General features: G+C 56.5%; 14 protein-coding genes and 1 pseudogene. 2 read left to right on the top strand and 13 right to left on the bottom strand.

Annotated features, from left to right (window positions below; all coding sequences use genetic code 11):
• Nucleotides 1-11 precede the first annotated feature (11 nt).
• The 13 genes and pseudogenes from cmk to LAO76_06135 form a co-directional block, all read right to left on the bottom strand.
• Nucleotides 12-743, bottom strand: coding sequence for a (d)CMP kinase (gene cmk / locus LAO76_06075; protein ID MBZ5490480.1), 732 nt, complete (start codon nucleotides 741-743; stop codon nucleotides 12-14).
• Nucleotides 743-1,603 (bottom strand): winged helix DNA-binding domain-containing protein, encoded by an 861-nt coding sequence (locus LAO76_06080; GenBank protein MBZ5490481.1) that lies wholly within the window; start codon nucleotides 1,601-1,603, stop codon nucleotides 743-745. The genes cmk and LAO76_06080 overlap by 1 nt, the downstream gene beginning before the upstream one ends.
• Nucleotides 1,604-1,838: 235 nt before the next feature.
• Nucleotides 1,839-2,075 (bottom strand): hypothetical protein, encoded by a 237-nt coding sequence (locus LAO76_06085; GenBank protein MBZ5490482.1) that lies wholly within the window; start codon nucleotides 2,073-2,075, stop codon nucleotides 1,839-1,841.
• A 52-nt stretch (nucleotides 2,076-2,127) separates the two neighbouring features.
• Nucleotides 2,128-2,382, bottom strand: coding sequence for a hypothetical protein (locus tag LAO76_06090; protein ID MBZ5490483.1), 255 nt, complete (start codon nucleotides 2,380-2,382; stop codon nucleotides 2,128-2,130).
• A 93-nt stretch (nucleotides 2,383-2,475) separates the two neighbouring features.
• Nucleotides 2,476-4,416 (bottom strand): DNA mismatch repair endonuclease MutL, encoded by a 1,941-nt coding sequence (gene mutL, locus LAO76_06095; GenBank protein MBZ5490484.1) that lies wholly within the window; start codon nucleotides 4,414-4,416, stop codon nucleotides 2,476-2,478.
• 92 nt (nucleotides 4,417-4,508) lie between these two features.
• Entirely contained in the window at nucleotides 4,509-6,185 is a 1,677-nt protein-coding gene (locus tag LAO76_06100; GenBank protein ID MBZ5490485.1) for a peptidase U62, read from the bottom strand.
• A complete protein-coding gene (locus LAO76_06105) occupies nucleotides 6,185-7,921 on the bottom strand; it encodes a peptidase U62 (GenBank protein ID MBZ5490486.1) in 1,737 nt (578 codons plus the stop codon). The genes LAO76_06100 and LAO76_06105 overlap by 1 nt, the downstream gene beginning before the upstream one ends.
• Before the next feature lie 189 nt (nucleotides 7,922-8,110).
• On the bottom strand, nucleotides 8,111-8,269 hold the full coding sequence (locus LAO76_06110) for a GxxExxY protein (protein ID MBZ5490487.1): 159 nt from the start codon (nucleotides 8,267-8,269) through the stop codon (nucleotides 8,111-8,113).
• Between the two features lie 85 nt (nucleotides 8,270-8,354).
• Nucleotides 8,355-9,866, bottom strand: coding sequence for an aminomethyl-transferring glycine dehydrogenase subunit GcvPB (gcvPB, locus tag LAO76_06115; protein MBZ5490488.1), 1,512 nt, complete (start codon nucleotides 9,864-9,866; stop codon nucleotides 8,355-8,357).
• The gene (gcvPA, locus tag LAO76_06120) at nucleotides 9,863-11,188 is read right to left on the bottom strand and encodes an aminomethyl-transferring glycine dehydrogenase subunit GcvPA (GenBank protein ID MBZ5490489.1); all 1,326 of its coding nucleotides are present in this window, start codon (nucleotides 11,186-11,188) and stop codon (nucleotides 9,863-9,865) included. The genes gcvPB and gcvPA overlap by 4 nt, the downstream gene beginning before the upstream one ends.
• A 310-nt stretch (nucleotides 11,189-11,498) precedes the next feature.
• Nucleotides 11,499-11,882: a glycine cleavage system protein GcvH gene (gcvH, locus tag LAO76_06125; protein MBZ5490490.1), complete on the bottom strand. Its 384-nt coding sequence runs from the start codon at nucleotides 11,880-11,882 to the stop codon at nucleotides 11,499-11,501.
• Between the two features lie 62 nt (nucleotides 11,883-11,944).
• Entirely contained in the window at nucleotides 11,945-13,087 is a 1,143-nt protein-coding gene (gene gcvT, locus LAO76_06130) for a glycine cleavage system aminomethyltransferase GcvT (GenBank protein ID MBZ5490491.1), read from the bottom strand.
• A gap of 200 nt (nucleotides 13,088-13,287) precedes the next feature.
• Nucleotides 13,288-14,593, bottom strand: a pseudogene (locus LAO76_06135) (ISNCY family transposase).
• Between the two features lie 244 nt (nucleotides 14,594-14,837).
• Here LAO76_06135 and LAO76_06140 point away from each other — a divergent pair.
• Nucleotides 14,838-15,938, top strand: coding sequence for a glycosyltransferase (locus LAO76_06140; GenBank protein ID MBZ5490492.1), 1,101 nt, complete (start codon nucleotides 14,838-14,840; stop codon nucleotides 15,936-15,938).
• Entirely contained in the window at nucleotides 15,935-16,687 is a 753-nt protein-coding gene (locus LAO76_06145; GenBank protein ID MBZ5490493.1) for a nucleotidyltransferase family protein, read from the top strand. The genes LAO76_06140 and LAO76_06145 overlap by 4 nt, the downstream gene beginning before the upstream one ends.
• The last annotated feature ends 14 nt before the right edge of the window (nucleotides 16,688-16,701 follow it).

Here is a 16,701-nt window from a genome sequence, read left to right on the forward strand (position 1 = left end):
GAGCAGACATTTTATGCCTGCATTTCAGATCTCTGCTGGGTCGGGGAAAGCCGGGATTCAATCACTTCAACCGCTCGCGCCAGCACTTGGTCCAGCGTGAGATAAGTTGAATCAATGAGTACAGCATCTGCCGCCGGTTCCAGCGGTGAGTTAGCGCGCGTTCGGTCGCGATGGTCTCTGGCCTGCAACTCAGCTACAACTGACGCTTCATGCGTCGCAGCCGCCGGGCTCTGCTGAAACCGCCGCGTCCCGCGTATTTCCGGCGCCGCATCCAGAAAGATCTTTACTTCAGCGTCAGGAAAAACTTTTGTGCCAATATCGCGGCCCTCCATCACAATGCCGCCGCCCGCGCCCATCTTTCGTTGCGCCGCCACCATCCACTCCCGCACTGCCGGATGCACTGACACCTTTGAAGCCGCATCCGTCACTTCCTGGCTGCGCAGGCACTCCGTCACGTCCGCTCTGTCAAGCAGTACGCGATTGCCTTCAGGATTCGGTACCAGCTCAATCTGTGACTTGTCCGCCAACGCAGCCAGCGTCTTCTCATCATCCAATGAAGCGCCGCTTTGCATTGCCTTAAATGCAAGCGCTCGATACATGGCGCCGGTTTCAATATTGGTGTAGTTGTATTTTCGTGCCAGCAGCGCGGCCAGTGTGCTTTTGCCGGAACCCGCGGGCCCATCAATGGCGATCACTAGTTTTCTGCCGCCAGTTTTCTTTCCGGCCAGGTCGTGATCACGCATTAGTTGCGTCTCCGCTGCGTATCTGGTGGCGGCGCCAGGCGTATCAAACTCTTCGTTCCGATTGTCACCAGGCTCAGTTCGCGCGCCTGCAACAACGCGCCCACGGCCTCGCGCACCTTCGATCGCGAAGTCAAGTGCGAGAAGAACTGCTCAATGTCGTCCTGCTCCAGCGCGACTGCGGTCTCAAGATATTTGCTCACCAGCGCCGTCAACGCTTCCGGCACGGAAATGTTGATGCCTTCTTTTATCGGCTCCGGCGCCCACCTATATAGCACGTCCCAGGATGCGCCCGCGCCCGCGCTGTAATCTACGCGTGTGATCTTCAGGATCGACCATAGCTCGCCCAGCGCGCGGTCCAGCGCGGCCTGGCTGCTTTCGCGTCCCACATGCTCCTGCAGTTGCGTCTTGGTGAGTGGCCCATGCTTTTGTAGTGCTTCAAATACTTTGGCGGATAACTCAGACACAGCCGCTCCCTGCGCTTTCTTCTGCGGCAGTGCCTTCGGCGTGCGGTCGCCCACCAGCCCATAGAAAAAAGGGAACGCCGCCGCGGAGACGACCAGCGTGTTTTCGCCGGACAAGATCATTTCAAACGCCGAACGTTCACGCAGCAGACGCACCATCAGTTCCGTTGCTTGTTGTGCCCTGGGATCGGCATAAGCATTCTTTGCCAGCGGCAAGCCTGCCGCCGATCCGGCATACGCTCCCATGAAACTCGCCACGCGCGGCAGCGTCCGCTCCGGATACATCAGGCAAAAGCCCACAGCCTCAACAAAGCTTCGCGCTTCTTCCACCGTATGGACAGCGTTGCCGTCAATCCGCCAGTTCGCTGCCCTCTGCTGCTCGAGTTCTTGTTCAGTCATGTTTGGAATGGAAGCCTTGGTCTCGTTCGTTTTGGTTCATCTGCCTTGCAACACGTTCACCAGTCCGGCGATATAGTTACGATCTGTCGTCCTGAGCGAAGCGCGTCGAGCCCTTGTAACAACAACGCTCAATGGCGCGTAGTCGAAGGATCCCGAAGATATATCAATGTACCATGCCGTGTCAGGGAGTTCTCACGAGATGTCTCAGCAGCTGAATCAATGGCACGACCTCGGACTATTGCACCGCAACATGCAGGGCCATCCGTTCAATGCGTGCAACCACCTCATCGTGGCTAAGGCTTTCCCCGTTGTCCAGTTGAGTCAACCCCTTCTGTACTTCAGATCTGAACCATTTGTCGTGACTAAGGTAGGCTTCCACCATTTCTTGCACAAGTTGGGCGACAGTTCGACCACGCTCCGATGCGGTGCGTTCAAGTTCGGCTTCGAATTGAGGATTAAAGTGGAGTTCCATATCGTAGTTTAAGTACCTCTATCGAGGAGTCGTGCTTGAGTTGGCCTTGCTGTCAGTCGTGATCTCGATAGATTTCATCCCGCCTGAATGCCTCCAAAGGAAGCACTGGAATTTTGTCGGAATAGACAGTCATAGCGTCGAGTGCAGCCTCAAATTCCTCTCCGCTCAGCTTGTGCTCGGTCGTCGTAAGAACGAGCTGCCGCTCGAGAATCCGCTGGATATACGTCGCAGTGGAGCCCCCACGCGCTTGGGCTTCTGCGGCTAGTCTCCTCTCTATTTCAGGATCGAGTTGAAGTGTTAATGCCATACTTAACCAATAATTTCGCATACAATTCAACAGATATATCCTCCGCTCCCTCCGTTCCTCTGTGTTTCAAAGGTGTTGGTGTTTGGTCGCTCGCTATATCCTCTTGAACGCCTTCTGTATCTCCTTCACAGAATACCGCAACACCACCGGCCTTCCGTGCGGACAGCTCATGGGACACTCCGTCTTCGCCAGCTCCTTCAACAGCCATTCCATTTTGTTCTGCTCCAGCGGCATGTTGATTTTGATGGCTGCGTGGCATGCTATGCTCGCCGCAATCTTGCCCCGGATTTTGTCCAGGTTAAGCGCCTGCTCTTCCTGCTGGAACTGGTCCAGCAACTCGACAAGCATCTTCTCCACATCCGCGGGTCGCACGCCTCCGGGAGCTGTTTTCACCGCCACCGTCCGAGTGCCAAACAACTCAACTTCAAATCCGTTGCGGTGTAGTTCTTCTGAAATCTCGGCAAACACCGCCTGCTGTCCTGGCGTAAGCTCCACCAGCAGCGGCATGAGCAGCCGCTGGCCATCTTGTGCAGCATCGTTTTGGCCGCGTTCCCGCAGGATCTTTTCAAACAACACGCGCTCATGCGCCACATGCTGGTCAATGATCCACAGCCCGTCTGCATTCACCGCCAGGATGAATGAATCTCTCACCTGTCCCACCGGCTTCAGGCTGGCCAAAGCCAGTTGATCCACCACGGCTTGCGGCTCGTCTTCCAGTACATTGCCGCACGTATCGGCATGGCCGTTCACACTCCGCGACATTGCGGGAGCGCCGACCGCCCCAAAACCGCTGATCGCCATGTTCGCTTCCACCGTAATCGCTTCTCCGCCAAATTGCAGGCGTTCGTTGGCCGGCGGCAAAGTCTCCGGGTGCAGCGTAAAATCACCGCCGGCATGCTGTTGCGCACCCGGACTCAGCCCTGGTGCGGCCGTGGGCTGTGCCGTAATCTCACGCGTAAACTCCGGTACCGGACGCGCTTTCATCAACGCCGCCCGCACTGACTCGCGAACAAAATCATGGACCAGCGTCTGCTGCCGGAACCGCACTTCGGTTTTCGAAGGATGCACGTTGGCATCCACTTCTTCATTCGGCAGCTCAATGAATAGCAGCACAACGGGAAAAACCGTTGGCGGCAGAATATTCCGGTAGCCCTCAATAATCGCGTGCTGCACCATCCGGTCGCGAATCAGCCGCCCATTCACAAACACGTAAATCGAGTTGCGGTTCAGTTTCTGCAACTCCGGTTTGGAAATAAATCCGTGCAGCCGTATGTCGCCCGGAACTGGCGCCTCATAATCTTCGCCTCTCCTCCATGGCGGAGGCTCGGGTATGCCCACGCGCTCCAGTTTCATTGCTGCCGCCAGGGGAACAAGCTGGTCCAGCGTTTCGCGGCCAAATATCTGATAAATTCGGTCAGAGTGCGATCGCACCGGCGCCGCTATCAGCATCGCCTCCGTTGCTGAATGGAGTTCGAAATGTTTGTCCGGATGCGCCAGAGCGTAGTGCGTCACCAGTGACGCAAGATGAGAAAGCTCGGTTGACTCCGCCTTTAGAAACTTCTTCCGCGCTGGCGTATTAAAAAACAGATCGCGCACCGCCAGAGACGTACCCTGCGGCAATCCGGCCTCTTCCACGCGCAGAATCTTTCCGCCGGCAATCTCCAGCACCGTGCCGCCGTCTTCTTCCGTCGCCCGCGTCTCCAGCAGCACCCGCGCCACCGACGCAATCGACGGCAGTGCCTCGCCGCGGAAGCCCAGCGTATGTATGTTCAACAAGTCTTCAGCGTCTTTGATTTTTGAAGTCGCGTGGCGCTCGAAGGCCAGCAGCGCGTCGTCGCGTACCATGCCGCAACCGTTATCGGTGACCTGGATCAGCTTCTTGCCGCCCGCTTCCACCTGCACGCGAACACGCGTCGCACCCGCATCCAGCGCATTCTCCAGCAACTCCTTCAGCACCGATGCCGGCCGCTCCACCACCTCGCCCGCGGCGATCTTGTTGGCAACATGTTCGGAAAGTACGTGGATTCGGGCCATTAAGGTAACTCAATTTAACCACAAAGGACACGAAGGAACACAAAGGTTTGATTTTACCTTCGTGTTGCTTCGTGTCCTTTGTGGTTAAGCCCCTATCGGGAAGCTGTCGCCGAACTCAACGCCGGCGCTGGATACGTCGGCAGCTTCTCCCGCGTCCGGTTCGCCCGCTGAATATCCAATTCCCCAAACAGGATTGACGGCGCTACAATCGCGCTCGGTAGCGGCTCTGCGCGGTTGTAAACGTAATTGTCAGTGCCAGTCGCGACGATATCACTGCGAAGCGCGCGTGTATCAAGTTGCTTAAAGACCGCGCCGCGCACCAACTCCTGGTGTCCATCGTTGACGTAGATTCGCCACAGCAAACGCGGTGAAAGCTGCGGCCCGGTGGTTTCCACAAAATATCCGTATGGACGTCCCTGGTCTTTGCACATCTGGATCAGTTTTTTCTTCAGCTCGTCGAAAGGCACGCTGTGCTCCGCCTTAAAGATCAGGTTTGATATCTGTGGACGCGGCGCTCCCGCCAGCGCAGTCCTTCCGTGGCCGTTCGAGTGCGGAAAGTCGCGTATCGGCTCACGCCCGAGTAGGTAATTCGTCAGCATGCCCTTCTCGATCACCGTGACCTTTTGCGCTTCCACGCCTTCGTCATCCACATCGTAATATCCTGCAAGCGACTGGTGATCAAACTCTTTGTCCTTCGGATCGTCCACCACGGTGAACGTCTCCGGCAACACGCGTCCTTTGTAATACGAAGCAAATTCTCCATTCGTGCGCGCCGGATTCCCCAGGTCAGGACGGATCCCCAGAATATTGGGAACAATCAACCGCTCGAATATTGACGTTGCGGCGTCCGCCGAGAAGAGTACCGGTCCGCGATAATCGTCTTCCACCAGCGGAGCTTTCTTAAGCGCCGCAAAGCTGCCAATCAGCTTCTTGGCTTCCTGCGCCACTTCCTCTTTCTTGGGCAGCTCATCGCCTTTGGTCACCACCCAGCCGTGGCTGCGCTCCAAGTGCATGCCATCGTCAGCCTGATCGGAGGCGGAAAACAGCAGCGTGTAAATGCTCTTGCCGTTGCGCGCCACCGTGCCTTCAGTATTCACAAAGTAACGGTTCAGCACGCGGAAGTTCAGCATCGCGCTGCTCATCTCCAGGCTTGGATCGCTGCGGAATAAATCAGAAGTTGCGCGGACTTCCTGCTTCCATTTGTCCAGGTCCACGTCCAGCTTCGCCAGATCGCGCACGGACTGCGCCGGCTTCTCCTGCGAAAAGTCAGCCATGTCGTTTTCGGTTTCCACGCTCTTGAGCGCTGCCTGCTTTTCCGTAAAGCCGCTCAGTGCGGACTTGTACGCCTTGTCTGTGGCCAGCCAGAGCTGGCGACGCAGCGCAAGTTCGTCGTTATCGGTGGGCAACACTTCCACGGCGCCCATTCCCTCGCCGAAGTAGCTGTCCTGCTTGTAGTCGCCAATACGGACGACCACGCGCACCAGCCTGCCGCTGTTGACCTGGTCTGTGCGCAGAGCGCCCAGTGTCGCATCGGAAATGTTGTCCTGAATTTCCGTTACCTGGTAGTCGATGTAATACGGCCGTTGCAACTGCCCAAGCTGCAGCTTTTCCTGCGAGCGCTTCAGCTCCGCCAGCATCGCCTTAAGCACTGCATCGCCATGATCGTTCGAAGAAACTGAAGTCGCCGCAGGCGCGCTATTGTTATCACCGGCCAGGGCAGCCGCTGACAAGATAACCAGCAAAAGAAGAGTAGGAATAAGCCGGCGCATTAGTGCACCTCCGGCTTGCTGGATTGCTGGTTCGCAACCTCGGCTTTCTCTACACCCGGCGGAGGCAGCAGCGGCGGTCGCTCATGCCCTTGCGAAACCTTCTGCACCTCAATTTCTGAAAACAACATTGCCGGAGCGGCTGCGGCTACAGGCACCGAACCCGATTCCGCTCCGCATTCTCCATTAAATACATCCATCTTCTGCCCCGTTAGCACAATCCGGTTCAGCGCGTTCAGCGGCGTTCCAATAATGTCAACGCCGCGCACCAGTTCGTCCGGACGCCCATCTGGATAAACTTTCCACACCATCAACGGCATTACCTGAAAAGCCTGCGGCATGTTGCGCATCGTGAGCGTAAAGCCGCCGGCGATATCTTCAAAATAAAGACCAAACGGCTTCTTCTGTTTCCGAATTTCGTTGATCAGTTCCTGCCGCAGTTGTGAATCCGGCACAGTCTTGTTCGAGCGGACAATCAAATTTCCCTGGCGTCCCACCGGCATCATGCCAGCCTGCCCGCGTCCGTGCCCGTTCGATTGCAGAAAGCCTTTCACCGGCATCCGCGACATCAGGAACTGCTTCAATATGCCGTTCGAAATCAGTTCTACCTTTTTGCTCTTCTCGCCTTCTTCGTCATAACTGTAATTGCCGCTTAGCTCCACTCCGTCCAGCTTCGCCAGCGTCGGATCGTCTTCCACGCTCAAAAACTTCGGCAAAACCGGCTGACCGATCATCTTGGTAAACGTCTGGCCTTCATTCTCCCCGCGCTGCCGCTGACCTTCCAGTCGATGTCCCACTACCTCATGGAAGAACACCGCCGCCGCCCGCCCGGAAAGCAGCGCTGGCCCGTTGAAGGGTTCCACCACCGGCGCTTTTTTCAGCTTTTGCAGATCCTGCGCGATCTTGTCAATCTTTGCCGCGATCTCCTGCTCTGGCGCGAGCTTGTCAAAAGTAGAAGCATCAAACGTCTCTGACCTGGCCAGTTCCATCCCGTCGGATGAACGCGTGCTTCCCAGCGCCAGCACCCGGATCAACGGACGCGAATCCACTAGCCGCGAGCCTTCACTGGAAACAAAGTAGCGCGTCGTATCCTGCACCACCAGCACTACCGTGGAGCTTTCAATGTCTGGATATTTCTTGAAGATCGAGGAAAGTCTGCGCACTCGCTCTTCCCATTCATGCTGGTCAAACTTTGGCGGAACAATTTCCTTCCCGATATAAACCTGCGGCTTCTCCGCTGAAAAATCCGGAGACGAATCCTCTTCGTCCGCGCGGACCTTGGTATTGGTCTTCACCTCAAGAAATCCCTGTGCGGCTTTCTTGTACATGCGATCGGTGTTGATCCACAGCACGCGCGCAATGGCGTCCGGCTTGTCTTCCAGCGGCAGTGAAGCCGTGGTGACCGCGTTAAAGCGGTTCTCGCCGTGCGTGTTGTCCAACTCGCGGCTGCCCACGCGGACAGAAACATCCACCGTGCGATCGTGCCGCTTGATGTTGGCCATCAACGCGCCATTGCTGGCCATAATGACGGAGCCAAAATCCTCGTTCCCGGCATAGCTGATGAAATACGGTGCAGGATCGGCCTTGCTCAGCGAACTCATCGCGCGATCCAGCTCCTGCTGCAGCGTGTGCAGCAATACCGGGTCGTTGGCGCCGGCCGCGGCCGTCTGCCCCAGCAACGCCGGGACAGCAGACACAAATAGTAGTAGACAGAGAAAGAATGACTTCAGAGATGACATGGCTAACAGAAAGTGTACCTCAAGCTTTAGACACCGGAAATGTTACGTTAGACTTCCCTCCAAACCTGTAGTTGGTTTACCTGATTTTTCACCGCAAAGGACGCTAAGGACGCCAAGGAAACCAGGAATTTCAAAGTCCATTAACAACGCGTCTGATCCCATCACGAAGGTGTAGAGTATTGAAATTAATCAGGATTCCCAGCTTCTTTCCGCTGAGCTTAGGGACGAGATAACCTGCGCCTGGTGAATGGCTACGAAGCTGTCAATCGCTTTGATCTCGACTATCGCTAGATCTTCCACCACCAGATCAAGCCTGTAGCCAATATCCAGCCGACCATCGATAGACAAGCGTTAGGAAAAAGCAGGGGTACAAATAAACCTTCTGATCCATTTTCCTTCGCGCCCTCTGCGTCCTTTGCAGTAAAAGTAGGGTTTATTCCCCTGCACTCTTCGCCGACGCTGGTTTCCACCTCAATATCGGCTTTCTTGCTGCAGCCGTTTCATCCAGCCGTTTCACCCTAGTCGTATGCGGCGCATTCTTCACGAACTCAGGATCTTCCTCCGCTTCGCGCGCAATTGATTTCATCGCGTCCACCAGGAGATCCAGTTCTTCCAGCGACTCGCTTTCCGTTGGCTCGATCATGATTGCGCCGTGCACCACCAGCGGAAACGACACTGTATAAGGATGGAAGCCATAATCGATCAGCCGCTTGGCAATGTCGCCGGTCTTTACGCCCTTCTGCTCCTGGATGTGGTCACTGAACACTACTTCGTGCATCGACGGGCTGGAATACGGCAGCTGGTAATCGCCTTCCAGCTTTTTGCGGATATAGTTGGCATTCAGCACCGCATCTTCTGTCGTCTGCCGTAGGCCGTCAGGACCATTGGCCAGCGTGTAAGCCAATGCCCGCACGTGCATGCCAAAATTTCCATAAAACATGCGCACGCGTCCCACGGATTTCGGCCGGTCGTAGTCGAATGCCAGCGTGCCATCGGCCCGCTCCACAATCACCGGCTTAGGCAAAAACGGTTCCAGAATTTTCTTGCACGCCACGGGACCCGATCCAGGCCCGCCTCCCCCATGCGGCGTGGAAAAAGTCTTGTGCAGATTCAGGTGCATTACGTCCACGCCAAAGTCGCCCGGACGCGTCTTACCCACCAGCGCGTTCATGTTCGCGCCATCCATATATAGAAGACCGCCCTTCTGGTGAAGGATCTCGGCGATCGTATGGATTTCCTGCTCAAAAATTCCCAGCGTGTTGGGATTGGTCAGCATCAGTCCGGCGACGTCTTCATTCATCTGCGCCGCCAGCGCGCTCACGTCCACCATGCCGCGTGAATTCGACTTTAAATTTTCCACGGCGTATCCGCAGATCGCCGCCGTGGCAGGGTTGGTGCCATGCGCGGAATCTGGTATCAGGATCTTTTTGCGCGGGTTACCTTTCGACTGCAGATAAGCATGGATGAGCAAAATGCCGGTCATCTCGCCGTGCGCGCCCGCCGCGGGCTGCAGAGTGATCGCGTCCATACCGGTAATGTCCAGCAGGCAGTCGGAAAGCGTCTTCATTACCCGCATTGCACCCTGTGAAACTTCCGCAGGCTGGTAAGGATGCGCATTGGCCAGCCCCGGAAAGCGCGCCACAACTTCATTCACTCGCGCGTTGTACTTCATGGTGCAGGAGCCCAGCGGATACATCCCCAGATCGATCGCGTAATTCCATGTGGAAAGGCGCGTAAAGTGGCGGATGATCTCCATCTCGCTCACCTCCGGCATATTGCCTAGGTCAGCGCGGGCTGAAGAACCTAGAGCCTTTGCGTAATCGACTTCGGGCACATCCAGCGGCGCCAGCCGGTAACCTTTCTTTCCCGGTGACGAGCGCTCAAAGATCAGCCCTTCATTCTGGTTAACGTGGTGTGTCGCTTTCTTGATATCTTTATTGCTCATTGGCCCACCGCCTGCGCTGCCGCGTCAATCTGTTCTTTGCTGTTCAGCTCCGTGCAACACCATAATGATGCGTTGCCCAGCTCCGGATAATGCCAGCTCAGCGGGAAGCCGCCAATCATCTTCTTTTCCAGCAGGCGTTTGTTGATTGCGTGCGGATCATCCTTCGTCTGCACCACAAACTCATTGAAGCGCGGCGCGCCGTTAAAAAGTATCTTTGCCTTTTTCGCAAATTCTTTCGACGCGTGCGTGGCTTTAGCCAGGTTCTGTGCCGCCAGCTCTTTCAGCCCTTCACGGCCATAGATCGTCAGGTAGATCGTCGCCATGGTGGCAATCAACGCTTGGTTGGTGCAGATGTTCGACGTTGCTTTCTCGCGGCGGATATGCTGCTCGCGTGTGGAGAGCGTCAATACGAATCCGCGTTTGCCGTCTTTATCTTTCGTCTCGCCCACCAGCCGGCCCGGTATCTGCCGGACGAACTTTTCTTTCGTCGCCATCACGCCAGCATACGGACCGCCATATCCCAGCGGCACGCCAAACGATTGCGTCTCCATTGAGACGATGTCAGCCTCCACCGGCGGCTTTACGATTCCCAGCGACAACGCCTCGGCAATCGACACAATCAGCAGCGCGCCCTTTTTGTGGACCAAGTCAGCCACGGCGGTCACGTCTTCAATCGTGCCAAAGAAATTTGGTGACTGGATCAGCACGCACGCCGTGTCGGACGTAATCTTCTTTTCCAAATCGGCCATGTCCACCCGGCCATTTTCCAGGTAGTCGCATTCCGTAATCGGCAGCCCCTGGTGCTGCGTGTAGGTGTGCATCACCTCGCGGTATTCGGGATGCACGCTCCGCGCCACTACCGCCGCCTTCCTTCCGGTAATGCGCACTGCCATCAGCATGGCTTCAGCCGCGCCCGTAGAACCGTCATACATAGAGGCGTTCGCCACTTCCATGCCGGTCAATTCGCAGATCATGGTCTGGAATTCAAAAATCGCTTGCAATGTTCCTTGCGCGATCTCCGCCTGGTATGGCGTATATGACGTTAAGAACTCGCCGCGTGAAACCATGGCGTCAATAACCACCGGACGGTAATGATGGTAAGCGCCGGCGCCCAGAAACAGCGCATACCCGGCGGCGTTGTGGTCGGCTCGAGCATGGAAATAGTCAATGATCTCTGATTCCGCCATTTGTCGCGGCACTTTCAGGTCGCGGGTCAACCGATATTCAGCTGGAATTGGCGCGAACAGGTCATCAATGGATTTACATCCGATCTCGCGCATCATTTGCGCACGATCAGCGGGCGATTTGGGTAAGTAGCGCATGTTTTTTTCTGAAATCCCGAGCCCGCGGTCTTTGCGGGTTTTTCTGAAATCCCAAACGTGCGTTCTTTGCGCGTGAGGGACCCCTACAATCTTCTGTACAGCTTAGGTTAACTATAAAAACTTTACATTCGTCATCCCGAACCCCGTAAATGAGCGCGCGCAATCATCAGCGCGAGAGTAGGGGTGAGGGACCTTTTGTTGGGAAGTTGCACGTTTCTCAAGCTGCCACACGTTCTAAATGTCTGCTCATTTCAATCCTAAAGCTCGTCGCGGCCATAGGGCTCCCTCGCTCCGCTCGGGATTGCAAAAACTACTTCTCTTCCGCGATGTACTTTTCATAATCGTCTGCCGACATCAGCGCATCGGCCTGGCTCGGGTTGGAAAGCTCCAGCTTGATCATCCAGGCCGCATGCGCGTCCTGGTTCACGGCTTCCGGCCCCTGGTTCAGGCTCTCATTGATCGCAACAACTTTGCCGGAAGCCGGCGCATAAAGCTCAGACACGGCCTTTACCGACTCCACGGTGCCAAAGCTTTTGCCTGCTTCCACCTGAGCGCCCACCTTGGGCAGTTCAACGAACACAATGTCGCCCAGCGATTCCTGAGCGTGATCGGTGATTCCTACCGTGGCGGAGTTGCCCTTTACCTGGATCCACTCGTGCTCTTTCGTGTACTTGTAATCTTTCGGATATGCCATCGGTTCATCCTGTCTGCAATTAAGATTTCGGGGTACTGATTTCTAAGGCGATGGTTTCTTGGCTACGACTTTTTTGGTCTCTTGTAAAACGGTGTGGGCACAACCTTGCACTTGACCTTCTGGCCCCTGATCTCCACAAACACTTCGTGCCCAATTTCTGAATTCTGCGGCGGCACGTAAGCCAGGGCGATGTTTTTTTTCAAAAACGGCGCAGGCGACCCGCTGGTAACGTAGCCGATCTCATTCCCCGCTTCGTCAAATACTTTGTAGCCGTCGCGCGGGATTCCGCGGTCCACCGCTTCCAAGCCCACCAGAATGCGCTTTACTCCAGCAGCTTTCACTTTTTCCAGCGCCGCCTTGCCAATGAAATCCGGCTTCTCCATCTTGCAATAGCGATCCAGCACGGCCTCAAAAACGTTAATCGTGTCTGAAATCTCGTGGCCATAAAGCGCCATCTTACCTTCAAGCCGCAGTGTGTTCCGCGCGCCCAAACCACAAGGGACAATGCCAAACTCTTTCCCCGCCTCGGTCACTTCGTTCCAAACGCGCTCGCTGGTTGGGACATCGGACGGAACGTAAATCTCAAATCCGTCCTCCGCCGTATAACCTGTCCTGGCGATCAGCGTGTTGGGCAGATTGCAGACCGTTCCGTGCTTGAACCAGTAATTCTTGATCTGTGAGAGGTCAACATTCGTCAGCTTTTGCAGCGTGGCTTGCGCCTTGGGGCCTTGTACGGCGATCTGCGTGTAGTAGTCGCCCACATCATCCGCATGGCAGCGGAACTTGCTCACGTTCTTGCGCACCCAGCTGTGGTCTTTCTCGCGCGTGCCTGCGTTGATCACCAGCAGATAATCGTTCGGTCCCATCTTGTGGACGATCACGTCATCCACGAACGTCCCTTCGGGATAAAGCAACGCGGAATAGTGCGCCTGGCCTTCCTGAAGTTTTGAGGCGTCATTCATGCTGATCCACTGCACGGCCTCCAGCGCCTGCGGCCCGCGGATCAGGATGTCTCCCATGTGCGAAACGTCAAACATGCCCACGCCCGTGCGTACCGCCATGTGCTCTTTTACAAGCCCGCCACTCGCAGGATACTCGACGGGCATGTCCCAGCCGCCAAAATCCACCATCTTGGCGCCGAGTTTGCGGTGCATCGCGTTGAGCGCAGTTTTCCGGAGCGTCTGGCCTTCTGCGGTAGAGGACAAATGTTTTCCCTTTCTGACCTTTTAGTTACAGGCTGACAGAGTCCGCCGGGGAGGACAGGCGAACCTCCAAGGTTAACATCCGAGTTTTGCAGGGTCAATAAAGCCGAAGTGTGTTGTCAAAGCTCGTTAGAAATGTCCCCATCGTTAACTCATTTTTTTAAGTTGTTGTGAGTTTGGACTGCGCCCAGAAGCGGAGCCCGTTAGGGCGAAGCGTAAGGGCGCATTCTAAACGGTGGCACTGCCGCAACTGCTGGCTGCATGCTTTTATAACTTTGCCGCCACGGATGGTCCTGCTTGGCGGGTTTTCTAACTCTCACCGGGGCGACCGCTGGACGCGTCTGGATCGCCTTCGGCGGTGCTTCGGATAGCTCGGTAAAGGTCATCTTCTCGCCTTGATGGTAGATCGCCATGCTGCCGTCTTCCCATTCGCACACCAGAGCTTTACTTTTACTTGATCGGTGGTGCTTCCGCTCTGGTTGCAGTTGCAGATAACGGCCATGATGCCGAATCACCCAGTCGTTGCCAATTGTCCGTTCAGTTTCCAGCCGGAAGATCTGCCGTAACTCCCATGCCGGTGGCTTCCGCCGGTGATAATCTTCCGGCTCGGCTGCCTTCCGTGCGAAACGACGGTTGTGCTCCGCCAGATACTCCTCTTGCAGATACTGGTTGGCCGCCTCATAGCTGGCGATCCCTTTCCGCCGTAGCTTCTTGATCAGCCGGTCCTGGTGCACTCCATGGACGCGCTCCACTCGCCCCTTGGCTTGCGGTGTACTGGCCGCGATGATCCGTATTCCCAGCTTCTGGCACATCCTCCCGAACTGCGTCAGCGGCACCTGGCCCCGCAACTGCTCGGCGGGCGTGGCTTTCCGCTTGTACACGTTCTTCCAGTCCGTATACAGCGCCTGCGGCACGCCATACCGTTTGATCCAGCCCCGCAACACTCCCACCGCTGCCCAGATCGTCTCTTCTTTTCCCATCCGTGCCTCCGTTCGGCTCGTGGCATCGTCATGTCCATCAGACAGCCCCGCGGTCCCCGCCCTTCCAGCCAAGTCATGAAAGCTGCCTTCCAACTGCACCAGTTCACCCAAATGGGCCTTGCGATCTCTCCTCTGGTGGTGCTTCTTTCTCTTTCGCTGCCGGCTCGGCCAGCATCCAGCGTCGTAATGTTTCGTGGTCGACTACGATCCCGTCTTCTTCGGCCAGATGTTCGGCGGCCAGATGTTCGGCCGCCAGCGTCGGCCCGAATCTTGTCTCTTGTGTCCCGGAATACTTCTTCTGCATCAACTGCAACACTCGTCGTCGCAGTTTCTTCGGCTTGCCTCGATTCGAGCCCCGGCCCGCATGCCCGTGTTTCAGTCCTTCTGCTCCCTTTTTCCGATACCTGCGCCACAGCCTTTTTGTCTGCCGATAGCTCAGTTCCAGCATCTCCGCTGCATGCACCAGCTTCAACGCTTCGCTGGCGACACGTCCCATTACTTCCACACGCTCCAGCTCGCGACTACTCATCGCTGTCCTTTTCAATGAGTCCTCCTGGCTGGAGTCCTCAGTCTAAGGGGACATTTCCAATGAGTCCGGAAGGGGACATTATCAAAGAGTTTCAACACAGTAAGAAGAGCATGGCTGCTATAGGGTTCCCGCGCTGCCGCTTCGGGTTTCAGGAGCCCGGCAACAGCTCTGGCCAGGATTACATCTCACAATCTCGGGCCGTTGATCCAGGCCGCAAGGACCACCACTTACGAGTGAAAGCCCAGTGAAAATTACTATTTTTGGTCTGACACTTTCCTCCTCATGGGGCAACGGGCACGCTACGCCCTATCGCGCCGTTATCCGCGCGCTGGATCGGCTGGGGCACGAAGTACATTTCTTTGAGAAAGACGTTCCCTACTACAGATCCCGCCGCGACTTTGATTCCTGCGACTACTGTGAGCTAACTCTGTATCCAGACTGGGCAGCCGTGCGCGACCGGGCGCTCTCAGCCGCCGCAGATTCTGACGTGGTGATCACCGCAAGTTTTCTGCCGGAAGGCCGCCGCATTAACGACGAAATATTAGATCTGGGCCGCCCTCTGCGCGTCTTTTACGACCTAGACACCCCTGTGACTCTGAATAGCCTGCGCCACGGCGAGGTTGAGTATCTGGACGGGGCGCAGATCCCAGCGTTTGATCTGGTGCTTTCCTTTACCGGCGGGAAAGCGCTGGCTGCGCTGGAGGATGAATATCGCGCGCCGATGGCGAGACCGCTTTACGGATGCGTTGATCCTGACGACTACCAACGAGTCGGGCCGGTCGAGAAATTCCAATGCGACCTGAGTTACATGGGGACATATTCGGCAGACCGCCAGGCCAAGCTCGATGCGCTGCTGCTGGAACCTTCCCGCCGCCATCCTGAGAAAAAGTTTCTGCTTGCCGGGTCGCTGTATCCCTGGAACTGGGAATGGCCGAAAAACGTGCGCCGCATGGAGCACGTTGCGCCAGCGGACCACTCGCGCTTCTACTCGTCCTCACGGCTGACGCTGAACATTACGCGTGGTGAAATGGCGGCCAACGGCTGGTGCCCTTCCGGGCGTTTCTTTGAAGCCGCCGCCTGCGGCACGCCGCTGATTACGGATGCCTGGGAAGGACTGGATTCATTCTTCGATCTGCACAGCGAGCTTCGCGTGGTGGCCACCGCAGAAGAGGTCGAAGCTGCACTGGAAACGACCGACGCTGAGCTGCAATCGATGGCGGCCCGAGCAAGGCAGCGCACGCTCGATGAGCATACAGGGAACGTCCGCGCACGGCAGTTTCTGCAATACATTGAGGAAGCGCGGTCAGGCGCGAACGCATCCATGAACAAAGAGGTAGCCCAATGATCGGAATCATACCTGCCGCCGGGGCCGGAGAACGCATTCAGCCGCTTGGATGCTCCAAAGAACTGCTACCGGTGGGCTCGCGGATGGTCGGGGGCGTGGAGCGCCCCAAGGCCGTCTCAGAATATCTGGTGGAACGCATGATTGCGGCGGGGGCAAGCCAGATTTGCATGATCATATCGGCGGAAAAGACTGACATTGTGAAGTATTACGCCGAGCGCGACTACGCCGCGGAAATCTTCTATGTAGTGCAGCAGCAACCGCTGGGGCTCTGCGACGCGCTCTTCCGCGCCGAGCCGTTTGCCCGCCAACATGACCAGGTCCTGATCGGCCTGCCGGACACGATCTGGTTCCCGGAAAACGCTTACGCGCCGGCCCTGGCGCCGAGCGGAGCTGAATGCAATCTTGTGCTCTTTCCGGTTGGCAATCCCACAGTATTTGACGCTGTGATTTGTGACGATCTGGGCTATGTCCAGGAAGTCCAGGTAAAGAAGCCAAACGCCGGATCAAATTGGATCTGGGGCGCCGTGACCATACGTGGAGAGGCGTTCCACCGCCTGCGACTATTGTGGGAATCACGGCACAGAGCGGACAACTATCTGGGAGAGCTGCTGAACGCTTTCATCGCGGCCGGCAATCCGATCCGGGGCAAGTTTACCGGCGAGAGTTATATGGACGTGGGAACGCTGGAAGGTTATCGCAACGCCCAGGACTTTTTGAGGGCAAACGCTCCATCGCGGCGAGTCGCCTGATCCGTGGGCCACGC

Source organism: Terriglobia bacterium, assembly GCA_020072645.1.
In the GTDB taxonomy this organism is placed as follows: Bacteria; Acidobacteriota; Terriglobia; order Terriglobales; family Acidobacteriaceae; genus Angelobacter.